The sequence below is a fragment of the Ideonella livida genome, assembly GCF_010499455.1.
GTDB classification, from domain to species: domain Bacteria; phylum Pseudomonadota; class Gammaproteobacteria; order Burkholderiales; family Burkholderiaceae_C; genus Ideonella; species Ideonella livida.
Genome location: NZ_JAAGOH010000014.1, coordinates 65612 through 85576, shown reverse-complemented (window position 1 = coordinate 85576; position 19965 = coordinate 65612). Strand labels below are relative to the sequence as shown.

At 70.7% G+C, this 19965-nt stretch carries 17 protein-coding genes; 9 read left to right on the top strand and 8 right to left on the bottom strand.

Annotated features, from left to right (window positions below; translation table 11 throughout):
• Positions 1 to 5: 5 nt before the first annotated feature.
• Genes pilV through G3A44_RS12870 form a run of 3 tightly spaced genes read right to left on the bottom strand, consistent with a single transcriptional unit; the run spans position 6 to position 1530 of the window.
• Positions 6 to 425 carry a type IV pilus modification protein PilV gene (gene pilV, locus G3A44_RS12880; protein WP_163457932.1) on the bottom strand — a complete coding sequence of 140 codons (420 nt, stop codon included), beginning with the start codon at positions 423 to 425 and terminating at the stop codon, positions 6 to 8.
• The gene (locus tag G3A44_RS12875; RefSeq protein WP_163457973.1) at positions 422 to 1030 is read right to left on the bottom strand and encodes a pilus assembly FimT family protein; all 609 of its coding nucleotides are present in this window, start codon (positions 1028 to 1030) and stop codon (positions 422 to 424) included. Before G3A44_RS12875 ends, pilV begins: the two co-directional genes overlap by 4 nt.
• Positions 1024 to 1530 (bottom strand): type IV pilin protein, encoded by a 507-nt coding sequence (locus G3A44_RS12870; RefSeq protein WP_310734372.1) that lies wholly within the window; start codon positions 1528 to 1530, stop codon positions 1024 to 1026. The genes G3A44_RS12875 and G3A44_RS12870 overlap by 7 nt, the downstream gene beginning before the upstream one ends.
• A gap of 264 nt (positions 1531 to 1794) precedes the next feature.
• On the opposite strand from G3A44_RS12870, the gene G3A44_RS12865 reads away from it, so the two are divergent.
• Positions 1795 to 2826, top strand: coding sequence for a pirin family protein (locus G3A44_RS12865; RefSeq protein ID WP_163457931.1), 1032 nt, complete (start codon positions 1795 to 1797; stop codon positions 2824 to 2826).
• A 24-nt stretch (positions 2827 to 2850) separates the two neighbouring features.
• Here G3A44_RS12865 and G3A44_RS12860 read toward each other — a convergent pair whose 3' ends face one another.
• A complete protein-coding gene (locus G3A44_RS12860) occupies positions 2851 to 3672 on the bottom strand; it encodes a helix-turn-helix domain-containing protein (protein ID WP_163457930.1) in 822 nt (273 codons plus the stop codon).
• Between the two features lie 262 nt (positions 3673 to 3934).
• Here G3A44_RS12860 and G3A44_RS12855 point away from each other — a divergent pair, with 262 nt between their 5' ends.
• From G3A44_RS12855 to G3A44_RS12840, 4 genes are all read left to right on the top strand, one after another.
• Positions 3935 to 5380 (top strand): alanine/glycine:cation symporter family protein, encoded by a 1446-nt coding sequence (locus G3A44_RS12855; RefSeq protein ID WP_163457929.1) that lies wholly within the window; start codon positions 3935 to 3937, stop codon positions 5378 to 5380.
• Positions 5381 to 5415: 35 nt separating this feature from the next.
• On the top strand, positions 5416 to 6828 hold the full coding sequence (locus G3A44_RS12850) for an aspartate ammonia-lyase (RefSeq protein ID WP_163457928.1): 1413 nt from the start codon (positions 5416 to 5418) through the stop codon (positions 6826 to 6828).
• A complete protein-coding gene (locus G3A44_RS12845) occupies positions 6825 to 7883 on the top strand; it encodes an asparaginase (protein WP_163457927.1) in 1059 nt (352 codons plus the stop codon). The genes G3A44_RS12850 and G3A44_RS12845 overlap by 4 nt, the downstream gene beginning before the upstream one ends.
• A 94-nt stretch (positions 7884 to 7977) precedes the next feature.
• Positions 7978 to 9789 carry a SulP family inorganic anion transporter gene (locus G3A44_RS12840; protein WP_163457926.1) on the top strand — a complete coding sequence of 604 codons (1812 nt, stop codon included), beginning with the start codon at positions 7978 to 7980 and terminating at the stop codon, positions 9787 to 9789.
• Between the two features lie 48 nt (positions 9790 to 9837).
• On the opposite strand, the gene G3A44_RS12835 is transcribed toward G3A44_RS12840, so the two are convergent.
• Together G3A44_RS12835 and iolG are read right to left on the bottom strand one after the other, a co-directional pair.
• The gene (locus G3A44_RS12835) at positions 9838 to 10881 is read right to left on the bottom strand and encodes a Gfo/Idh/MocA family oxidoreductase (protein WP_163457925.1); all 1044 of its coding nucleotides are present in this window, start codon (positions 10879 to 10881) and stop codon (positions 9838 to 9840) included.
• Between the two features lie 2 nt (positions 10882 to 10883).
• A complete protein-coding gene (iolG, locus tag G3A44_RS12830; RefSeq protein ID WP_163457924.1) occupies positions 10884 to 11879 on the bottom strand; it encodes an inositol 2-dehydrogenase in 996 nt (331 codons plus the stop codon).
• Between the two features lie 232 nt (positions 11880 to 12111).
• Between iolG and G3A44_RS12825 the strand changes: the two genes are divergently transcribed.
• The 4 genes from G3A44_RS12825 (at position 12112) to G3A44_RS12810 (ending at position 16150) form a co-directional block, all read left to right on the top strand.
• Entirely contained in the window at positions 12112 to 12951 is an 840-nt protein-coding gene (locus G3A44_RS12825) for a TIM barrel protein (RefSeq protein ID WP_163457923.1), read from the top strand.
• A gap of 18 nt (positions 12952 to 12969) precedes the next feature.
• On the top strand, positions 12970 to 14037 hold the full coding sequence (locus tag G3A44_RS12820) for a LacI family DNA-binding transcriptional regulator (RefSeq protein WP_163457922.1): 1068 nt from the start codon (positions 12970 to 12972) through the stop codon (positions 14035 to 14037).
• 119 nt (positions 14038 to 14156) lie between these two features.
• On the top strand, positions 14157 to 15167 hold the full coding sequence (locus tag G3A44_RS12815) for a Gfo/Idh/MocA family oxidoreductase (RefSeq protein ID WP_163457921.1): 1011 nt from the start codon (positions 14157 to 14159) through the stop codon (positions 15165 to 15167).
• Positions 15168 to 15238: 71 nt separating this feature from the next.
• Positions 15239 to 16150 (top strand): sugar phosphate isomerase/epimerase family protein, encoded by a 912-nt coding sequence (locus G3A44_RS12810; RefSeq protein WP_163457920.1) that lies wholly within the window; start codon positions 15239 to 15241, stop codon positions 16148 to 16150.
• 15 nt (positions 16151 to 16165) lie between these two features.
• Here G3A44_RS12810 and G3A44_RS24100 read toward each other — a convergent pair whose 3' ends face one another.
• Both G3A44_RS24100 and G3A44_RS12800 read right to left on the bottom strand, forming a co-directional pair.
• A complete protein-coding gene (locus G3A44_RS24100) occupies positions 16166 to 18610 on the bottom strand; it encodes a diaminopropionate ammonia-lyase (protein ID WP_163457919.1) in 2445 nt (814 codons plus the stop codon).
• Between the two features lie 91 nt (positions 18611 to 18701).
• The gene (locus G3A44_RS12800; RefSeq protein ID WP_163457918.1) at positions 18702 to 19919 is read right to left on the bottom strand and encodes a M20 aminoacylase family protein; all 1218 of its coding nucleotides are present in this window, start codon (positions 19917 to 19919) and stop codon (positions 18702 to 18704) included.
• Positions 19920 to 19965: the final 46 nt, after the last annotated feature.

The following is a 19965-nucleotide window of genomic DNA, read 5'->3' as shown; positions in this document are numbered from 1 at the left end:
GCGGTTCAGCCCGGCAGGGCGAACTCGGTGACATAGCGGCCCTGGGCCGCGGCGCTGCCGCGGGCTACCGAGGTCCAGGTGATGGTGAGCGTGACGGCATCCGCGCCAGGACTGAGGTCATAGGTGGCGTCCGGCAGACCGGAGGCGGTGGTGTCGGTCAGACGGGACTCCCAAGCCGCGAGGGTGGCGGTATCCAGGCTCACCGTTTGGGCGGCCCACATGGCCGCCACCAGCTCCTGGGCCATCAGCGAGGCACGGTGGCGTTCGCCAGCTTCTGTGGACAGCCGGGTGGCCGTGGCCTGCAAAGCCACCAGGCCCAGCACCCCGATGGCAAACAGCACCAGCGACACGAGCACCTCGATGAGCATGACGCCCCGGGCGGCCCGACGCATGCGGCGGCCGGGGAGACGCAGGGTACGGCTCATCGGCAGCCCTCCACCTGTCCGCTGGCCAGCGATTGGGAGGGGTCGCACAGACGCACCTCGCCGCCCAGTCCCACCTGCACGGCCAGGCTGCGCGAAGCGCCACTGGCGGTGAAGGTGTAGGTGACGGGATCGCTGCCGCTGGGCGATTCGCAGTCCGCCCCCAGGCCGTTTTCGGCGGCCGTCAGCGTGCTGCGCTGGCCCAGCGCGTTGAAGCACAGCAGGGCGGGGCCGGTCACGGTCACCCCTTGGCTGGCGGCCTCGGTGCCGCCGCGCAGAAAGGGATCATCCACGCTCGCCTCCCCGTCGCGGACCATCAGCAGCACGGCCCAGCGGCCGCCGTCTGCCTGCGGCACGGCGCTGGTCGATGGCACGTCGGCGGTCAACAGGTAGCCAGCCGAGCGGCTGCGGCGCACCGCCTCCGCCTGCGCCAGACGCACGGCATTCTGGGCCGTCTCGGCCACCGCACGCAGGCGGGCATTGGCCACCCACTGGCTGGCCGCCGGCACTGCCATCGCCAGCATCAGGGCGGCCACGGCCAGGGTGACCATCAACTCAACCAGGGTGAAACCGGCAGGCCGGCGGCGCTTCAAAGCGGTCCTCAGCATGACGTCCCCTTGCGCTGGATCCAGCAGCCGGTGGCGGCGGTCCCCCAGCTGGTAGGCAGGGCGGTGGTGGCCATCACGCCATCTTGGTCGATGGTGTAGGTGAATCCGGACACTGCGCCGCTGCCTTGCGCTTCGGCGACCCAGGTGCTGGCGGTCAGCGTGGTGCAGCTGATGGTGAACAGACCGGCGGTGCTGCTGTTCTCACAGGGGCTGGTGGCGGGGATGGCGGAAACCGTCTCGTAGGTGCGGTGGTCCTGGTAGTGCTGTTCCATGCGCACCCGCAGGCTGGACAGTGCATTGCTGCCGTCCACCAGGTGGCCACGCATCACATAGTCGGTGTAGGCCGGCACGGCCACCGCCGCCAGGATGCCCACGATGGCCACCACCACCATCAGCTCCAGAAGGGTGAAGCCGCCCATCGCGGCGCAGCGCCCCTGCCAGCTCAGGTCCCGGTGCTTGCGCCACCCGTGCCGGCGCGGTCCTTGCTTGCCATTTTTCATCTTCGTCTCCCGTGCACCGCGCCGGACCGTGCCGTGGCTGCAAGTCGCAGCGGCACGGCGTCGGCGCTGTCTGAAAGGGAAGATAGGGGCTAACCGTGTAACTTTCGGTTAATTAGGGGCGGACGGGCGTTCTTATCAAGCCAAACGGCCATCGGCCTCCCCCATTGAGGTGATCCCGCCACAGTCGTGGGGGGCGGCCGATGGCGGGGCTGCCGCCATGCCCCCCTGGCCCGCGCGCCGCGGTGCTGCGCGCACAATGGGCCCATGTCAAGCCGCCTCACCCTCACTCCCCTGGGCATGCCGCCCTGGCCCACGCAAGATCCCTTCCTTTTCTGCGTGCACCACGACGACCGCTACCCACGGGGCAACGGCCACTATGGCCCGGACGCTCCGCTGGCGGGCCGGCAGATCGGCAGCGACTTCAGCGGCCGGGACGGCTGGAGCATGTACCACGGCCAACAGGTGCCCGGGTTCCCCGCCCACCCCCACCGTGGCTTCGAAACAGTGACGGTGGTGCGCCAGGGTCGCATCGACCACAGCGATTCCCTGGGCGCGGCCGCCCGCTACGGCGGTGGCGACACCCAATGGCTGACCACCGGCGCCGGGGTGGTGCACGCCGAAATGTTTCCGCTGCTCTCCACCACGCAGGGCAACCCCACAGAGCTGTTCCAGATCTGGCTGAACCTGCCGGCCCGCGCCAAGTTCGCGCCGCCGCACTTCACCATGTTCTGGGCCGAACAGATCCCGCGACTGCTCGCCCCTGGCGTGACGGTGACGGTGGTGGCCGGCGCCCTGCCCGGCGCCAGCGGGGCCCCCTTGCCTCCGCCGCCCGACTCCTGGGCCGCCCAGCCCGAAGCCGACGTGGCCATTTGGACCGTGCGCCTGGCCCCCGACGCCCGCTGGACATTGCCTGCGGCCTGCGGCCCGCGCACCCTGCGTCGGCTTTACTTCTTTGCCGGCCAGGCGCTGGAGATCGACGGTCAGGCCATTGCCCCGGGCGTGGCCATTGACCCGCCCGCCGGCGAGGCCCTGGCCCTGCACAACCCCGGTGCCGCCGAGCTGGAGCTGCTGATGCTGCAGGGCGCGCCCATTGGCGAGTCGGTAGCGCAGTACGGCCCCTTTGTCATGAACACCCGTGCCGAACTGCAACAGGCCTTCGCCGACTACCAGCGCACCCAGTTTGGTGGCTGGCCCTGGCCCGACGAGGCCCCGGTGCACGGCCCAGACCCGGCGCGCTTTGCCCGCCATGCCGATGGACAGGTGGAACACCCGCCGGGCGCAGCGAAGGGCGGCTGACCGCCGGCCCGCACCCCATCGGGTCTAGGTGAAGCGCGCCCGCAGGTGCCATTCGCCAGGCGCTATGTCGTTGCGAATGGCCTCGCGGGTCAGCGCGTCCAGCGCCGGATCGTCCGGCGCGTACAGGCCGCACAGGCGCAGCGCGCGCCGCACGTCGATCTGCCGGCCCAGGTACTCGTAGACCACCCGCGCGCAGCAAGGCATGCGCTCGCCGCTGCCCGACACCCCCAGCCGCAGGCCCGAGAGCCGGGTCACCCGGTTCTTGTACGACGGGAACAGGATGGTCTGGGTCATCTCCAGGCCGGTCAGGGTCTCCAGATCGGTCAGGAAGATGCGGTCGGTCAGCAGGTGCGCCACCCCATGGTAGCGGCCGTGGCTGGCCCGCTCGCCCGGCCGCTCCACCATGCGCTCGGTGCGCTGGTAGACCACCCGGTCGCCCTGGCGCTGCAGCACCACCAGCGTGCGCAGCACCCGCCCCGGGCAGGCCATGGCGTAGTAAGTCTCAAAGTAGTGCCCCAGAAAGCGGTCCAGCCCCTCACTGCCTGAGGCCGCCAGCTGGCCCAAGGTGCTTGACACCGGGTCTGCCGCGGCCGCCTCGCGCGGCTCGGGTTGGCGCGGGCGCACCTGCACCAGGCGGGCGAACTGCGCGGCCGGCAGCACCATCTCGTGGGGCTCCACACCAAAGAAGTCGCACAGCCGGCGCAGCAGGCCGGCACCGGGCTGGAAGCGGCCGCTCAGGTAGCGGTTGAACTGGGCACGGTTGATGTCCAGCCGCCGGCAGACCTCGGCAATGGAGGGATAGAAGCTGCACAGCAGGCGCAGGTTGTGGGCGAAGTCGTCGTTCACGCGGGTGGGGGGTCTGGGTGTGACGCACTTTGGCGCACCAAAGGCGCCAGTTTGCATGCTTCTGCGCCGTGAGTGCGAATTCCCGTCGCGGCCGTGGGCCGATGAAATGCGGCGCTGAAGCCCTGAACGGCCAGGCCGAACCGCCTGCCGCTCGGGACCTGCCCCGACACGCCAACACGGAGACAACCCATGCGACCCCTGCCCTGTCCAGGCTGCCCCTGCACGCCTGCCCTCCTCGCCACCGCCCACTCGGAGGTGCGCCATGCTTGAGGCCCTCAACGACCTGCTCTGGAGCAAGGTGCTCATCGCCCTGCTGATCGGCCTGGGCCTGTGGTTCACCGTCGGCTCGCGTTTTGTGCAGTTCCGGCACTTTGGCCGCATGTTCGGCATCCTGAGTGCCAGCCAGGCTTTCGCCAAAGACCGTGAGGGGCACCTGTCTTCCTTCCAGGCGCTGATCCTGTCGGTGGCCGGGCGCGTGGGCGGCGGCAACATCGCCGGCGTGGCGGTGGCCATCACCCTGGGCGGCCCGGGCGCCGTGTTCTGGATGTGGATGGTGGGCCTGCTGGGCATGGCCACCAGCTACTTTGAATGCATGCTGGCCCAGGCCTACAAGCAGGCCCAGCCTGACGGCACCTACCGTGGCGGCCCGGCCTACTACATCGAGCGGGGCCTGGGCCCGCGCTGGAAGTGGCTGGCCGCGCTGTACTCGGTGCTGCTGCTGGTGACCTTCGGCTTTGGCTTCAGCGCGCTGCAGGCCTTCTCGGTGGCCAGCTCGGTCCAGGACGCCTTTGGCGTGCCGGTGGCCGTCACCGGCGTGGCGCTGGGCCTGGTCATGGTCGTCATTGCCTTTGGCGGCATCCGCCGCATCACCCAGGTGGCCGAGGTGCTGGTGCCGGTCATGGCCGTGGGTTACCTGGGCATGGCCCTGGTGGTCATGGCCCTGAACCTGGAGCAGATTCCCGGCGTGCTGGCCCTGATCTTCAAGAGTGCCTTCGGCCTGGAACCCGCCGTGGGCGGCACCGTGGGCGCTGCCGTGCTCATGGGCGTCAAGCGCGGCCTGTTCTCCAATGAGGCCGGCCTGGGCAGCGCGCCCAATGTGGCCGCTGTGGCCTATGTGCCGCACCCGGGCAGCCAGGGCGTGGTGCAAGCCTTCTCGGTCTTCATCGACACGCTGGTCATCTGCTCCTGCACCGCCTTCATGGTGCTGCTGGGCGACGTCTACAAGCCCGGCATGGACGCCAGCCTGGGCGGCATTGCCCTCACTCAGGCCTCTCTGGCCAGCCATGTGGGCGAGTGGGGACGGGTGTTCGTCAGCCTGGCCATGCTGCTCTTCGGCTTCACCACCGTCATCTACAACTACTACCTGGGCGAGAACAGCCTGACCTGGCTGGGCGGCCAGCGCCGCCCGCTGCTGGTGGCCTACCGCCTGACCGTGGCCGGCCTGTGCACCTGGGGCGCCACCAGCGACCTGGGCACCGTGTTCGCCTTCGCCGACGTGACCATGGGCTTTTTGGCCCTGGCCAACCTGTTTGCCCTGGTGATGCTGTTCCGGCCGGCGCTGCGCCTGATGCGTGACTTTGACGAGCAGGTGGCCCGGGGCGTGGCCGAGCCGGTATTTGACGCCCGCCGCTTCGCCGACATCGGCATCGACGCCCAGGCCTGGACCCTGGAGCGCCAAGACCAGGCCCGTCTGCAACACCCGCGCTGAAGTCGCGCCGCACCCCTTCCTTGAGGAGACCTCCCATGGACACCCGTCTTGAACACGATCTGTTGGGCGACATGGCCCTGCCCGCCGACTGCTGGTGGGGCATCCAGACCCAGCGCGCGGTGGAGAACTTTCCGCTCACCGGCGTGCCCATCGGCCACCACCCCGCGCTGGTGCGCGGCCTGGCCCTGGTCAAGGCCGCGGCCGCCCGCGCCAACCTGGAGCTGGGCGTGCTGCCCGCCCACAAGGCCGAGGCCATCGTGGCGGCCTGCCTGGAGGTGGCCGGTGGCCGCCTGCACGAGGCCTTTGTGGTGGACCTGATCCAGGGCGGCGCCGGCACTTCCACCAACATGAACGCCAACGAGGTGCTGGCCAACCTGGCGCTGGAGAAGTTGGGCTGGCCCAAGGGCGCCTACGCCCACCTGCACCCCAACGACGACGTCAACCAGTCGCAGTCCACCAACGACGCCTACCCCACCGCGGCACGGGTGGCGCTGCAGTTCGCCACCGAGCCGCTGATCGAGGCGGTGGCCGGCCTGCGCCAGGCCCTGGCCGACAAGGGCCGCGAGTTCGCCGGCGTGATCAAGATGGGCCGCACCCAGCTGCAGGACGCCGTGCCCATGACCCTGGGCCAGGAGTTCGAGGCCTTTGGCGTGACGCTGGGCGAGGACATCGACCGCCTGCGCGAGGTCTGCGCCCTGCTGTGCGAGGTGAACCTGGGCGGCACCGCCATTGGCACCGGCCTGAACGCCCCGGCCGGCTACGGCCCACGCGCCGTGGCCCACCTGGCCGAGTTGACCGGCCTGCCCATGGTGCCCGCCGCCCACCTGGTGGAGGCGACCTCGGACATGGGCGCCTTCGTGCTGTTCTCCGGTGTGCTCAAGCGCCTGGCGGTCAAGCTCTCCAAGGTGGCCAACGACCTGCGCCTGCTCTCCAGCGGCCCGCGCACCGGCTTTGGTGAAATCCACCTGCCGCCCATGCAGCCGGGCTCGTCCATCATGCCGGGCAAGGTCAACCCGGTGATCCCGGAGGCGGTGAACCAGGTGGCCTTCCAGGTCATCGCCAATGACCTGGCCGTGACCCTGGCGGCCGAGGCCGGCCAGCTGCAGCTCAACGCCATGGAGCCGCTCATCGTGGCCAACCTGCTGCAATCGCTGCAGATGCTGGCCGCGGCCTGCCAGATGTTCGAGACCCGCTGCATCCGCGGCATCCGGGCCGACACCGAGCGCTGCCGCGAGCTGCTGGAGCGCAGCATTGGCATGGTCACCGCCCTGGTGCCGCACCTGGGCTATGCCACCGCCACCCGGCTGGCCGCCGCCGCGCTGCAGACCGGCCAGACCGTGCGCGCCCTGGTGCTGGCCGAAGGCCTGATGGACGCCGAACGGCTGGACGAGGTGCTCAGCCCCGCCGCCATGCTGGGCCCCGGCGCCGACCCCAAGGCCATCGCATGAGCGCCACCGCCCGCCGCATCTTGGTGCTCTACACCGGCGGCACCATCGGCATGGCCCCCGGCCCGCAAGGGCTGGCGCCCATGACCGACTTTGCCGCCTGCCTGCAGGCCTGGCGCGCTGACCTGCAAGACTGCGGTGACCTGCCGGCCTTTGAGGTGCGCCCGCTGGCGCCGGCCATTGACAGTGCCAGCCTGCGCCCGGCCCACTGGCCGCGCCTGGCCCGCACCCTCACCGAGGCCTGGGACCACTTTGACGGCTTTGTCGTGCTACACGGCACCGACACCCTGGCCTGGAGCGCCGCCGCGCTGTCCTGTCTGCTGCGCGGGGCCGACAAGCCGGTCATCTTGACCGGCTCGCAAATCCCCTGGCAGGCGGCGCGCAGTGACGCCCCCGCCCACCTGGAAGCGGCACTGCGCCTGGCGGCCGACGCCCGGCTGGCGGGGGTGACCCTGTGTTTTGGCCGCCACCTGTGGCCGGGCGCGCGGGCGGTGAAGTGGTCTAGCCAATCCCTGGACGCCTTTGCGGCCCCCAATGACCTGCCGCTGGCCGATCTGGCGGCCACGCTGCGGGTGCACACCCCGCGGCTGCGGCGGGCGACGCCCCCCCGCCGCTTCCGCGAGGCGGTGGCCGGGGACGCCGCGGTGGCGGTGATCACCGTGCATCCCGGCCTGCCCGCCCAGACGGTGCGCGCCCAGTTGGCCGTGCCCGGCCTGCGCGGCGCGGTGCTGTGCAGCTACGGTCTGGGCAACCTGCCTGAAGACCCCGAGTTGCTGGCGGCCTTGGCCGAGGCCCGTGACCGGGGCGTGATGCTGGTCAACCGCAGCCAATGCCCGCATGGCGGCGTGGCGCCCGGCACCTACGCCAGCAGCCATGCGCTGCAGGCCCTGGGCGTGCTGCCGGCCGGTGATCTGACGCTGGAAGCGGCCTTTGCCAAGCTGCAGGTGCTGCTGGCCGAGCCCACCGACGACGAGGCCACCCGCCGCGCCGCTTGGTTCGAGAACTGGGCCGGCGAATGGGGCACCGTGTCCCCGCCCCAGGGGCTTGCCCAGGCTTGAGGGCTGGCAACCGGCCGCCGGTGGCCGGCGATGGCCGATGATGGGTGGGGGTACGGCACATGGTGTTGCCGCGCCCACCTCCTCTGTGGCTGTCATGAACTTCGCCTCCTTCACCCCTGCCTGGTGGCCACGGCTGCGCCAGCCCGGCACCCTGCGGGCCGACGCCCTGGCCGGATTGCTCAGCGCCTTGCTGGTGCTGCCCCAGGGCATCGCCTTTGCCACCCTGGCGGGGTTGCCGCCACAGTACGGCCTGTACTCGGCGGTGCTGCCCTGCATCGTGGCCGCGCTGGCGGGCAGCAGTTGGCATGTGGTGACGGGGCCCACCAACGCCAACTCCCTGGCTTTGGCGGCCATGCTGGCGCCGCTGGCCCTGCGCGGCAGCCCCGGCTATGTGGAGTTGGCGCTGGCGCTCACACTGTTGGTGGGCGCGTTGCAGTTCGCCACCGGGGCGCTGCGCCTGGGGGCCATTGCGCACTTCATCTCACCCACCGCGCTGCTGGGTTTTGCCAGTGGCGCGGCGCTGCTCATCGTCTGGCATGCACTGCCTGACGCACTGGGCCTGCCGGCCGACGCCCTGCACCAGCCGCTGGCCACTGTGCAGGCCTGGACAGGCGCTGTCGCTGACGGGCACACGTCGCCCGCGCCAGGTGCCCTGGTGGTGAGTGGCCTCACCCTGGCGCTGGCCGCCGGCCTGCGCAGGTGGCGGCCGCGCTGGCCTTTCATGTTGATCGCGCTGGTGGCCGGCACCGCGCTGGGCGCGCTGTTGCAGGCCGCGGTGGACCGGGGCGCGCTGGGCGCGGCCTGGGCGGTGGCGGTGCTGGGGCCCTTGCCTTCCGCCCTGCCCCCGCTGCACTGGCCCCAGGTCCCACCGGCGCGCTGGCCCGATCTGCTGGGGCTGGCCGCTGCGCTTACCGTGGTGGCCTTGGCGCAGAGCATCGCCATTGCCAAGGCGGTGGCCGAGAAGTCCGGCCAGCGCATTGACGCCAACCGCGAGTTCCTGGGCCAGGGCCTGGCCAACCTGGTGGGCGGGGTGAGCGGCGCCTACGTGGCCTGCGGCTCACTCAACCGCAGCCTACCCAACCTGGAGGCCGGTGCCCGCACGCCGCTGGCGGCCGTGTTCTCCGGCTTGGCGGTGGTGCCGCTGGTGGCGTTCTCGGCGCCGTTGCTGGCCCGCATTCCCCTGGCGGCCGTGGCCGGTCTGCTGATGCTGGTGGGCTGGACCCTGCTGGCCCCAGCCAGTTGGCGGCAGCTGGCGCGCGCCAGCCGTGCCGAGTGGACGATTGCGGCGCTCACCCTGGTGGCCACGCTGGTGATGCGGCTGGAGCTGGCGGTGCTGGTGGGCAGCGCCCTCTCACTGGGCGCCTATCTGCAACGCACCGCCCGGCCGTCCCTGCGCAGCATGGGCTTTGACCGGCCCAGCCCGCCCCGCCACTTCGTGGTGTTGGACGGCCGGCCCGCGGGTGACTCGCCCACCCTGCCCGAGTGCCCGCAGCTCAAGCTCTTGCGCATGGAAGGCTCGGTCTACTTTGGCGCCACCGCCCATGTGAGTGACCACCTGCAAGCGCTGCGCGACAGCGCCCCCGCCCAGCGCCACCTGCTGGTCATGGCCAAAAGCATGAACTTTGTGGATGTGGCCGGCTCCGCGATGTGGCGCCAAGAGCTGCGTGCCCGACGTGCCCAGGGCGGAGACCTGTACTTCCACCGCCCCCGGCCCGATGTGGTGGCCCAGTGGCGGCGCGACGGCCTGCTGGCCGAGCTGGGCGAGGACCACCTGTTCCAGAACAAGGCGCAGGCCCTGGCCACCATCGTGCACCGCCTGCAACCCGAAGGCTGCGCCGCCTGCCCGCACCGCGTGTTCACCGACTGTGACCAGCGCCCCGGCGCCGCGCTGCATCCGGTGGTCTGAACTGGCGCCCCACGCCGACGGCGATTTGGTGCCTATGGCGTTTGCGGCTCAGACCGCCTCGGGCATGCCGCTGCGCAAAGAGCGCGTGATGGCCAAGCCAATGCGCGTGGCCTCGGTGGCGTCGGCCAGGGTCAGCGAAAGCTGCCGCTCGCCGCGGCAGGCGGCCACAAACTCGGCCATCTCCTGCTGGAAAGCCGCCTCAAAGCGGGCATGAAAGTCCGGCAGCACCGCATGGCTCACGCCCGCGGCGCTGCGCAGCTCCAGCCGGTCGGCATGGGCGCCAAAGCCCACCTGCAGGGTGCCGGCGGTGCCAATCACCTCGGTGGTGGTCTCGTGGCCGTGTGGCAGGGTGCGGCTGGCGTAGAACACCGCGCGGGCGCCGCCTTCAAACTCCACGATGGCCAGGCCGTTGTCCACGTCCTGGCACTCGGCCAGGCCCGGGTGCAGGGCGATGGTGCCGGTGGCAAAGGCCCGCAGCGCCTTGGGCCGGCCCAGCAGCCAGCGCGCCAGGTCAATGTCGTGCACGCTGCAGTCCATGAAGATGCCGCCCGAGGTGGGCGCAAAGCGCACGAAGAAGCCCTCGGGGTCGTTCTGGTCGCAGGTTTGTGAGCGCACCAGGAAGGGCCGGCCCAGCTCGCCGGCCTCGATGCGCTGGGCCGCGCGGCGGTAGCTGGGGTCAAAGCGGCGCACAAAGCCCACCATGGCCACTTGGTTGGGGTGCTCGGCGGCCACCGCTTGCACGCGCTCGCAGTCCTCCACATTCAGGGCCAGCGGCTTTTCCACGAACACATGCTTGCCGGCACGCAGCGCGGCCATGGTTTGGTCCGCGTGCAGGCTGGTGGGCGTGACCAGCACCACGGCGTCCAGCTCAGGGTCGTCCAGAAAGGTGTCGAAGCTGGCGTGGCAGCGGCCCACCCCCAGCTGCTCGCGCGCCCAGTCCAGCTCAGACGGCACCGGGCTGCAGGCCGACACCAGTTGGCAGTGTCGGTTGCCAAAGGCCAGGGCCTCGGCGTGGCGCTTGCCCAGGCGGCCCAGGCCGGCAATGCCCACGCGCAGGCGGGGCTTGGCGGGGGTTGAGGAGGAGCTGCTCATGCTCACAGCTCCACCGGGCGGCCCGTGCGGGCGCTTTCAGCCGCAGCGTCAGCCAGGATCTGGGCCTTCACGCCGTCTTGCACCGTGGTGCGGAAGGGCGCACCGCTCTGCAGGCACTCAAAGAAGTGCTCAATCTCCAGCCGGTAGGCGGCGGCGTAGCGCTGCAGGAAAAAGTCTTCCGGCTTGTCGGCATGGATGCCGCTGGCGTTCCACTGCCGCACCTCGGTGGGCGTGTGGTTGCCCGCCTGCAGCAGGCCGGTGGCGCCCAGCACCTCAAAGCGTTGGTCGTAGCCGTAGGCGGCGCGGCGGGTGGTGTTGATCTGGCACAGGCGGCCCTTCTTTGTGCGCAGGGTCACGGCGGTGCAGTCAAAGTCGCCGGCCTCGCCCACAGCGGGGTCGGTCAGCACCGAGCCGGTGGCGCTCAGCCAAGCGGCTTCGTCGCCGTCGGCGCACAAGATCCAGCGGAAGACGTCGAAGTCATGGATCAGCATGTCGCGGAAGATGCCGCCCGACTGCTGGATGTAGGCCACCGGCGGCGCGCCCGGGTCGCGGCTGGTGATGACCAGCATCTCGGGGTTGCCAATCTCGCCGGCGTCCAGGCGGCGGCGCACCTCGTTGAAGGTGGGGTCAAAACGGCGCTGAAAGCCGATCATGCAGGCCACGCCCGCGGCAGCCACCTTCTGGCCGCACTCGATGGCGCGTGGCACCGACAGGTCCACCGGCTTCTCACAGAAGATGTGCTTGCCCGCCGCGGCAGCGCGGGTGATCAGGTCCGAATGGGTGCTGGTGGGCGAGCCGATCACCACGGCGTCAATCGCCGGGTTGGCCAGCACGGCGTCGATGTCGCCCACCTGGGCGCCCAGCTGCTGCGCCAACTGCGCGGCGCTGTCGCCCATGGGGTCGCAGACAAAGTCGAGCTTCACGCCCGGCAGGCGGGCCAGGTTGCCAGCGTGGATGCGGCCAATACGGCCAGCGCCGAAAACGGCGACGTGTTTCATGGGGTCTCCTGAGGCAGGCGCGACGCGCGCGCTGAATTGAAATTTCAATTCCATGATGTTCTTTCATTGGAAATGAATTTGCAAACAGGGTTAGCCCGAAGAACAAGTGTTGACCATAAATGGTCAACGTCGCCCAGCACGGCGGCGGCCTGCCTGCCTAGAGTGCGGCGCCATGGCCCCAAGGGCCGAACCGCCACACCGCCAACACCGCCTCATACACCGGAGACCGCGCATGTCCGCCACCCTGAACTTCGCCATCAACCGCATCAGCGCCTCGCGCCAGCCTTTCCCGGCCTTCGCCGCCATGTGCCAGCGCCTGGGCATCTCGGCCATTGAAATCCGCAACGACCTGCCCGGCGTGGAGCTGCAGGACGGCACCCCGGCCTCGGACATCGGCGCCATCGCCCGCGACCACGGCCTGCGCATCCGCTCCATCAACGCCCTCTACCCCTTTGACGTGTTCAACGCCGAGCGCGCCGAACAGGCCAGCCGCCTGGCCGACTATGCCGCCGCCTGCGGCGCCGAGGCCCTGGTGATGTGCCCCCTCAACAGCTGGCAAGACGAGCGCAACGCCGCCCAGCGCGCCGCCGGCTTGGTGCAGGCGCTGGAAGGCCTGCGCCCCATCCTGCGCAGCCGCGGCCTGACCGGTCTGGTGGAGCCGCTGGGCTTTGAGGAATGCGCGCTGCGCCAGAAGAGCCTGGCCGTGCAGGCCATCCAAGCCATTGGCGATGACGGCACCTTCCGCCTGGTGCACGACACCTTCCACCACCACCTGGCCGGTGAAGACACCTTCTTCCCCGAGCTGACCGGCTTGGTGCACATCTCCGGCGTGGAAGACCTGGACCTGGGCGTGAACCAAATGCGCGACGGCCACCGCGTGCTGGTGGGCGACGCCGACCGCCTGGGCAACCTGCCCCAGCTGCGCCGCCTGCTGGACCTGGGCTACACCGGCCTGGTGTCCTTCGAGCCCTTCGCCGAGAGCGTGGCCACCGCCGCCGACATCGAAGCCCAGCTGGCCGCCAGCATGGCCTTCATCCGTGAAGGCGTGGCCGCGCTTGCCACCGCCGCCTGAACGTGGCCACATGGCGGGATGAGCGACTCCGCCTCCCGCCCGCGCCGCAAGCGCGCGCCCCGTTTTGATGACATCGCCGCCGCTGCGGGCGTGAGCCCGGCCACGGTCAACCGGGTGTTGAACGACCGCGGTGGCGTCTCGCCCGAGCGCCGTGCCCGGGTGATTGCCGCCGCCCGCGAGCTGGGCGTGCCACGCGTGCTGCCCGACCCGCACCACGGCCTGATCCGGTTTGACGTGGTGCTGGCCGCCAGCGCCACGCCCTACTTTGACCGGCTGGAACAGGCCTTTGAGCGCGCGGCCCAGGCCCTGGCGCCGCGCGTGCTGCTGCACCGCCACCGCTGCCCCACCGACGACGAGACCCGTCTGGCCCGCCTGCTGGGCCAGCCGCCGCACCGGCGCAACGGCCTCATCGTGGCCCTGCCCGACAGTCCCACCGTGCGCGCCGCGCTGCGCGAACAGGTGGCCGCCGCCGTGCCCGTGGTCACGCTCATGAGTGGGGTGGCCGACGTGCCCGGCCTGCACTACGCCGGCATCGACAACCTGCAGGCCGGCCGCACGGCAGGCCACTTCATCGGCCGCATGGCCGGCCCCGCGTCGGGCCAGGTGCTGCTGGTGACGCACCAGCTCAGCTTTCGGGCCCATGCCGAGCGCATACGCGGCTGCACCGAGGTGCTGGCCGAGCGCTTTGCGCACCTGCGCGTGCGCGGCCCCGTGGCCTGCACCGACGACCCCGACCGGGTGCACTTTGCCGTGCGCGAGGCCCTGGCCGCCTGCCGCGCCGAGGGCCTGCCCCTGCGCGGCCTCTACACCAGCGGCGCCGGCACCGCCGGCGTGCCCGGCGCCCTGCTGCGTGAGGCCCCCGCCGTGCGCCCGGTGTGGGTGGGCCACGAGATCCATGCCGCCCACCGCGCCCTGCTGCGCACCGGCACGCTGGAACTGGTGATCGACCAGGCCCCCGAAGCCCAGGTGCAGGGCGCACTGACCCACCTGCAGCAGGCCTTGGGCCTGCTGGACCATCCCGTGTCCAGCGGCCCCATCAACTTTGCGCTGCATTGCCTGGAAAACCTGGGCGGCGAACACGCTTGACCATTTATGGTCATTTCGGGCGTGGAAATTGTTTTCCAACGCACCGATCCTGAGGGCTGTTCACACCCGCGTTGCGGCCGGCTCATCGGCCGCGGCGCCCTAGCCCTCAGGAGACACACATGACCCTCAACATCGGCCTCATCGGCTGCGGTGGCATTGGCCAAGAACACGCCCGCCGCCTGCAGTTCACCCTGAACGGCGCCCGCGTGGTCGCCATCAACGACCTCCACCGCGACGCCGCCGTGGCGTTTGCCGACAAGGCCCAAATCCCGGCCACCTTCTATGACAGCGCCGACGCCCTGATCCAGGCGCCCGAGGTGCAGGCCGTGGTGGTGGCCTCCTGGGGGCCGGCGCACGAGGAGCAGGTGCTGGCCTGCATCGCCGCCGGCAAGCCGGTGTTTTGCGAGAAGCCCCTGGCCGTGACCGCCGAGGGCGCGCGCCGCATCGTCGAAGCCGAAATGAAGCACGGCAAGAATCTGGTGCAAGTGGGCTTCATGCGCCGCTACGACGCCGGCTACCGCGCCCTGAAGGCCGCGCTGGACGCCGGCACCGTGGGTGATGCCCTGCTGGTGCACGCCGCCCACCGCAACCCCGCCGTGCCCGAGATGTATGTGGGTGACATGAACATCACCGACACCTTCATCCACGAGATTGACGTGTTCCGCTGGCTGCTGAACGACGAATACACCAGCGTGCAAGTCATTGAGGGCCGCAAGACCCGCCACGCCCATGCCGGCCTGCATGACCCCGTCACCATCCTGCTGGAAACCCGCCAAGGCATCCGCATCGACACCGAAATCTTCGTGGCCTGCCGCTTTGGCTACGACATCCAGTGCCATGTGGTGGGCGAAACCGGCGTGGCCAGCCTGCCCGAGCCGCTGACCGTGCCGCTGCGCAGCAACGCCCGCCAAGGCAGCGGCATCCTGATGGACTGGAAGCTGCGCTTCATCGAAAGCTACGACGTGGAGCTGCAAGACTGGATCAACGCCACCGTACAGGGCAAAGTGCGCGGCCCCGACGCCTGGGACGGCTACGTGGCCAGCGTCACCGCCGAGGCCTGTATTGAAGCCCGCAAGAGCAAGCAGATCACCCCGATCAACCTGCCCGAGCGCCCGGCCTTCTACGCCTGATCGCCCGCCCCGCCGCGCGCCCTGTCCCCCACGGCGGGGGGCTGCACCATAAGCAAAACGGAGACACAAGCATGCAGATCGCGCTCGATCCCTACATGATCCGCCACCTGAGCCTGAGCGAACTGCCCGGCGCGGTGGCCGAGCTGGGCTATGACCAGATCGAACTCTCGCCCCGCAGCGACTTTCTGGACTGGTGGGTCATGCCCCGCGCCACCGCACCGCGCATGGCCGCCTTCAAGGCCGCCATGCGCTCAGCCGGCGTGGGCCTGGCCAGCCTGCAGCCCATGTACCGCTGGGCCAGCCCGTTTGAAGACGAGCGCCAGTGGGCCGTGCGCTGCTGGAAGAAGGCCATTGAAGTGGCGGTGGAGATGGACTGCCGCCTCATGGTCAGCGAATTCGGCCGCGGTGCCTCGCCCGAGCGCAGCGTGGCCGCCACCGCCGGCACCGCCTTGAACCTCAACACCAAGGAAGCCTGCGAGGCGGCGTGGTTCCGCTCCATGGACGAGTTGCTGCCGATCTTGGAGCGTGAAGGCATCACGCTGAGCGTGGAGCCGCACCCCGAAGACTGGATCGAGACCTACCAGCCCGCCTGCGACATCGTGCGCAACCTCGGCTCCAAGGCCCTGAAGCTCAGCTTCATCGCCCCGCACACCTTCTATTACGGAGAAGATGTGGCCGCGATGGTGCGCGAAGCCGGCGACTTGCTGGCCCATGTGCGCGTGGCCGACACCTACAACCACAAGAAGAGCAGCCAGCTGCGCTACATCGTCAACCCGCCCGGCAGCAGCCAGGTCCGCGTGCACCAGCACCTGGACATCGGCCAGGGTGAGGTGGACTTTGAAACCCTGTTCAAGACCCTGGGCGAGGTGGGCTTTGACGGCTTGATCTCGGCCTGCGTCTTTGCCTGGGAAGACCGCGCGGCGGATTCCAGCCGCTTCATGCGCGATCAGCTCCAGGCGCTGGTGAACCGCCACCTGGGCTGAGCCCCAGCGCGCGCCTCACACCTCTTCAGCCAGCGCCAGCAGCACGTCCAGCAGCACGGCGGCGCCGCGCGCCAGGTCTTCTGGCGCGGTGTGCTCACGCGGGTTGTGGCTCAGGCCCGCCACGCTGGGCACAAAGATCATGGCGGCCGGGCACTGGCGGGCCATCATCTGCGCGTCATGCCCCGCGCCCGAGGTCATGGTGCGCACCTTCCAGCCCCGGTGCCGGGCGCTGTCCTGGATCAGCCGCACCAGGCGCAGGTCAAAGTGCACCGGCTCAAACCGCGCCAGCCGGCGGGTCTGGACCTCCAGCCGCTCCTGTGCCGCCAGCTGCTGCACCAAGTCGGCCAACTCGGCTTCAGCGCGCTGCAGGGTGGCCTCGTCGGTGTGGCGCAGGTCCACCGTCAGCGTGGCCCGGGCCGGGATCACATTGATCAGGTTGGGCTGCAGCTGCAGGGCACCCACCGTGGCCACCAGGGGCGCGCCATGGCGCTGGGCCAGCGCGCGCACGGCCACCGCCAGCGCGGCAGCCCCCTGGCCAGCGTCGCGGCGCAAGTGCATGGGCGTGGTGCCGGCATGGTTGGACTGGCCGATGAACGTGAACTCCTGCCAGGAGATGCCCTGCAGGTCCGCCACGGCGCCAATGTCCACGCCCTCGGCCTCCATCACCGGGCCCTGCTCGATGTGCAGCTCGATGAAGGCATGCGGCACGATCTGGCCGCAGGGCAGCGCACCGGCGTAGCCGATGCGGCGCAGCTCATCGCCCAGGCGGGTGCCATCGGTGCCCAGGGTGTCCAGGGCCTGAGCCAGCGGCAGGCCGCCGGCGTGGACCAGCGAGCCCATCATGTCGGGCTGGAAGCGCACCCCTTCCTCGTTGGTGAAGGCGGCCACCACCAGGGGGCGCTCGGTCTGCAGGCCGCGTGCATTCAGCCAGCGCACCACCTCCAGGCCGGCCATCACGCCGTATTGCCCATCTAGGCGCCCACCGGTGGCCACGGTGTCCAGGTGGGAGCCGGTCATCACCGGCGGCAGGTGGCGCCGGCCCGGCCGGGTGCCGAAGATGTTGCCAATGCCGTCCACCTGCACCTGCAGGTCCAACTCGCGCATCCACCGCACCAGCTGGTCGCGGGCGTCGCGGTCGGCGTCGGTCAGGGCCAGTCGGCACAGGCCGCCGGCCGGGGTGGCACCCACGGTGGCGTTGGCGGCCAGGCGGTCCATCAGGGGCTGGATCAGGTCCTGGGCGTCGGGGCGGCGCGCCGCCAGCCAGGCCTGCTGGGCGGCCAGCACCTGCGCCGGGCTGCGGCCCGTCAGCGATTCATACACCGCCGGGGCGGTGGCACCCTCGGTGTTGAGGATCAGCACCCGGGCGCCGGCGTCCAATCCCGACGCCGAGGCCGCCCGGCCCGCCCAGGCCATCAAGGCGGCCAAGCCCGCCACACCGGACTCGCCGGCCAGCACCGGCACATCGCCATGGGGGGCCTCGGCCAGCACCCGCATGGCGGCCACGGCCTGGTCGTCACTCACGGTGGCGAACACATCCACCGCCGGCTGCAGGAAGCGCCAGGCCAGGGGGGAGGTTTCACCACAGGCCAGCCCGGCCATCACCGAGTCCACCGTCCCGGTGGCCCGGGCGGGCTGCCCCTGGCGGGCGCTCTGCAGCAGGCAGTCGGCCTGCTCGGGCTCCACCACCCAGAACACCGGGCGGCGGTCGCCAAAGCGCTCGCAGAAGTAGCTCACCACCCCGGCGGCCAGACCGCCCACGCCGCCTTGCAGCATCACGTGGGTCCAGGGGCAGTCAGCGTCCGGCGGCAGGCCTTCCAGCAGCTCATCGGCCAGCACGCCATAGCCTTGCATCACGTCGCGCGGCACGTCCTCATACCCGTCGTACGAGGTGTCCGACACCACCTGCCATCCGTGGCGCTGGGCCAGGCGCGCGGCTTCGCGCACAGACTCGTCGTAGTCCCCGGCGATACGCACGATCTCCGCGCCCAGGGCGGCAATGGCGGCCTCGCGCTCCACGCTCACCTGGGCGTGCAGCACGATGACGCAGCGGCAGCCCAGGCTCTGGGCAGCGGCGGCCAGGGCGCGTCCATGGTTGCCGTCGGTGGCGCTGATGACCACAAACCCCCGAAGCTCTGCAGCATGGGTGCCAGCCAGCAGGCTGGCGGCCGTCCAGCCGGCATCGGGCCAGCGGCGCAGCACCAGGGTCAGCAGCGCGTTGGGCGCACCCAGGGCCTTGAAGCTGCCCAGTGGCGAGCGAGAAGACTCATCCTTGACGCTCAAACCGCCCAGCCCCAGCGCCCGGGCCAAGCCCGGCAGTTCCCAGGTGGGCGTGGGTTGTGGCCGCAGTGGCGGCCAGCCGCGCAGGCGCGCCCGGGCGGCCTGGGCGGTGGCGATGCCCAGCACCGCCGTGTCAGCGGAATCGGCAGGGCGGCGGGTGGCGTGGGGGTTGTGGAACAGCATGGGCATCGTCGGGGCAAACAGGGCGTGGGCAGGCTGGGGCTGAAGGCGGTGAAGCGGCCGCAGGCCGTGGGGAGGCTGGGTTGGCGCGCGCTCAGCGCCGGGGCAGCCGCACCCGGGCCAGCTCGGCAAAGTAGCGCGCGCCCAGCGGCACCAGGGTGTCGTTGAAGTCGTAGGCGGCGTTGTGCAGCGGGGTGGCGCCGGGCACCCCCTCCCCGGCGCCGTTGCCGATGAAGACAAAGGCGCCCGGCAGTTCCTGCAGGAAGCGGCCAAAGTCCTCCGAGATCATCATGGGCGGCGTGTGGGCCTCCACCTGCCCGGCGCCCACCACCGCCTGCGCGGCGCGCACCGCCACGTCCACGCACTGCGGCCAGTTCACCGTGGGGGCGAACTCATGCGTGTAGCTGAACTCGCAGCGGGCGCCGTGGGCCTGGCAGATGCCCTCGCACAGCTCACGCATACGCCGCTCCAGCAGGGCCTGCACCTCGGGGTGGTCGCTGCGGGTGTCGCCCTTGATGACCACCTCGGTCGGGATGGCGTTGCGGATGCCGTCGGTGATGAACTCGGTGCACGACACCACCGCCGGATGGCGCGGGTCCACCGAGCGGGCCACCACGGTCTGCAGCGCCAGCACGATCTCAGCGCCAATGACCAGGGGATCCACCGCCATGTGCGGCCGGGCGGCATGCCCACCCCGGCCGGTGATGCGGATGACAAAGTTGTCCTCGCTGGCCATCAGCCCGCCGCTGCGGGTGGCGATGTGGCCGGTGGGCAGGCCGGGAATGTTGTGGGCGCCGTAGATCTCATCCATGGGAAAGCGCGTCAACAGCCCGTCGGCCAGCATGGCGGCAGCGCCCCGGCCGTGCTCTTCTGCCGGCTGGAAGATGAAGCGCACCGTGCCGTCAAAGTCGCGCCGCCGGGTCAGCAACTCGGCCGCGCCCAGCAGCATGGCCATGTGGCCGTCATGCCCGCAGGCATGCATGCAGCCCGCCCGGGTGGAGGCATGGGGCCGGCCCGGCGCGTTCTCCTGCAGGGCCAGGGCGTCCATGTCGGCGCGCAGGCCGATCACCCCGGCGCCCTGGCCCACCGTCAGGCTGGCCACCACGCCGGTGCCCCCCACGCCCCGGTGCACCTCCAGGCCCATGGCCTGCAGCAGGGCGGCCACCCGGTCGGCGGTGGCGTGTTCCTCAAAACCGGTCTCGGGGAAGCGGTGGAAGTCGTGGCGCCAGCCCACCCAGCCCGGGCTCAGGCGGTGGACCAGTTCGGCGTCGGCATCGCGGTCCGCGTCAGCGGGGGTCAACGGCGTGTTCATGCCCCGGATTCTTGGATGCCCTGGTCGAGCGAATTCACCATCTTTC

Bases quoted from the DNA above. Each gene is read 5' to 3' on its own strand.
- pilV (WP_163457932.1), bottom strand. From the start codon at position 425: ATGAGCCGTACCCTGCGTCTCCCCGGCCGCCGCATGCGTCGGGCCGCC.
- G3A44_RS12875 (WP_163457973.1), bottom strand. From the start codon at position 1,030: ATGCTGAGGACCGCTTTGAAGCGCCGCCGGCCTGCCGGTTTCACCCTG.
- G3A44_RS12870 (WP_310734372.1), bottom strand. From the start codon at position 1,530: ATGAAAAATGGCAAGCAAGGACCGCGCCGGCACGGGTGGCGCAAGCAC.
- G3A44_RS12865 (WP_163457931.1), top strand. From the start codon at position 1,795: ATGTCAAGCCGCCTCACCCTCACTCCCCTGGGCATGCCGCCCTGGCCC.
- G3A44_RS12855 (WP_163457929.1), top strand. From the start codon at position 3,935: ATGCTTGAGGCCCTCAACGACCTGCTCTGGAGCAAGGTGCTCATCGCC.
- G3A44_RS12850 (WP_163457928.1), top strand. From the start codon at position 5,416: ATGGACACCCGTCTTGAACACGATCTGTTGGGCGACATGGCCCTGCCC.
- G3A44_RS12845 (WP_163457927.1), top strand. From the start codon at position 6,825: ATGAGCGCCACCGCCCGCCGCATCTTGGTGCTCTACACCGGCGGCACC.
- G3A44_RS12840 (WP_163457926.1), top strand. From the start codon at position 7,978: ATGAACTTCGCCTCCTTCACCCCTGCCTGGTGGCCACGGCTGCGCCAG.
- G3A44_RS12835 (WP_163457925.1), bottom strand. From the start codon at position 10,881: ATGAGCAGCTCCTCCTCAACCCCCGCCAAGCCCCGCCTGCGCGTGGGC.
- iolG (WP_163457924.1), bottom strand. From the start codon at position 11,879: ATGAAACACGTCGCCGTTTTCGGCGCTGGCCGTATTGGCCGCATCCAC.
- G3A44_RS12825 (WP_163457923.1), top strand. From the start codon at position 12,112: ATGTCCGCCACCCTGAACTTCGCCATCAACCGCATCAGCGCCTCGCGC.
- G3A44_RS12820 (WP_163457922.1), top strand. From the start codon at position 12,970: ATGAGCGACTCCGCCTCCCGCCCGCGCCGCAAGCGCGCGCCCCGTTTT.
- G3A44_RS12815 (WP_163457921.1), top strand. From the start codon at position 14,157: ATGACCCTCAACATCGGCCTCATCGGCTGCGGTGGCATTGGCCAAGAA.
- G3A44_RS12810 (WP_163457920.1), top strand. From the start codon at position 15,239: ATGCAGATCGCGCTCGATCCCTACATGATCCGCCACCTGAGCCTGAGC.
- G3A44_RS24100 (WP_163457919.1), bottom strand. From the start codon at position 18,610: ATGCTGTTCCACAACCCCCACGCCACCCGCCGCCCTGCCGATTCCGCT.
- G3A44_RS12800 (WP_163457918.1), bottom strand. From the start codon at position 19,919: ATGAACACGCCGTTGACCCCCGCTGACGCGGACCGCGATGCCGACGCC.